The organism is Thalassobacterium maritimum (genome assembly GCF_031127805.1).
In the GTDB taxonomy this organism is placed as follows: domain Bacteria; phylum Verrucomicrobiota; class Verrucomicrobiia; order Opitutales; family Coraliomargaritaceae; genus Thalassobacterium; species Thalassobacterium maritimum.
On sequence record NZ_JARXHW010000160.1, the window covers coordinates 1 to 1,107 of the forward strand.

General features: G+C 63.4%; 2 protein-coding genes. Both read left to right on the plus strand.

Features of this window, described 5'->3' with window-relative positions:
• On the plus strand, nucleotides 1-246 hold a 246-nt coding region (locus QEH52_RS19810; RefSeq protein ID WP_308952694.1), incomplete at its 5' end, for a tyrosine-type recombinase/integrase.
• Between the two features lie 7 nt (nucleotides 247-253).
• Nucleotides 254-1,107 (plus strand): IS91 family transposase (locus QEH52_RS19815; RefSeq protein ID WP_308952695.1); only part of this gene is annotated, 854 nt, incomplete at its 3' end.

Genomic DNA, 1,107 nt, shown 5'->3' on the forward strand with positions numbered 1-1,107 from the left:
ACGGCCGCCAAGCGTGCCGGGATCACGAAAAAGGGCGGCATCCACCTACTGCGCCACAGCTTTGCCACACATTTGCTCGAAGGCGGCATGAACTTGGCGGTGATCCAGCGCTTGCTCGGGCACGCCGACTTGCACACCACCGCACGCTACCTGCATGTGAGCAATAAGGGACTGGAGAACTGGTGTAGTCCGCTCGACCTGATTGAGCTGCACATCCCGCCCGGCATGGAAGGCGCGCCGGAGTAAGCGGCCCGTGCCCCGGTTGGCGCAAGTCGTGCGCCGTTTCGGCCCCGCTTACCTGAAGCGGCGCGGCGGGCGCGTGCCCGCGCACCAGCGCAAAGCGCTGCACGCCATCGAATCCTGCCGCACGCAGCGGCTGGGCGGGATCCGTCGTGCCTGCCAGCACTGCGGTCATGCGCATGTGCGCTGGCATTCCTGCCGCAACCGTCATTGTCCCCGTTGCCAGCAAGGCAAACAGCAAGAGTGGATCGCCGCACGCCTGCGAGAGCTCCCACCAGTGCCCTATGCCCATCTCGTCTTCACCGTGCCAGGGGCACTGGCCGAGCATTGCCGCGCCCAGCCGGAAGCACTTTACCGCGCACTCTTCGAGGCCGCCTCGCAGAGCGTGCTACGACTCGCCAAAGAGCGCTACGGCATCAAGCCCGGCATGATCGCTGTGCTCCACACTTGGGGGCAAAATCTACACTTCCATCCCCATATCCACCTCATCGTCACTGCCGGTGGCATGACCAGACAGGGCACATGGAAGCCCACGCCCCAAGGCTACTTCCTGCCCGTGCGCGCACTCTCAGCCATCTTCCGAGCCAAGTGCTTCGCAGCGCTGGAGCGACAGGGGCAAAGCCTACCAGAGAAGAAGCTTCCAAAGCAATGGGTTGTCCACGCCCGTGCCCCACAAGCCGAGCCCGGCAGTATACTGCTCTACCTTGCGCGCTACGTGTACCGCGTCGCCCTCGACGAGTCACGCATCCAGTCCATCGATACCGACTCCGTCACCTTCCGATACAAAGACTATGCAGACCGCGCGCGAACCAAGTCCATGACACTGAACGGCCAAGAGTTCCTAAGGCGATTCCTCCAGCACATCCT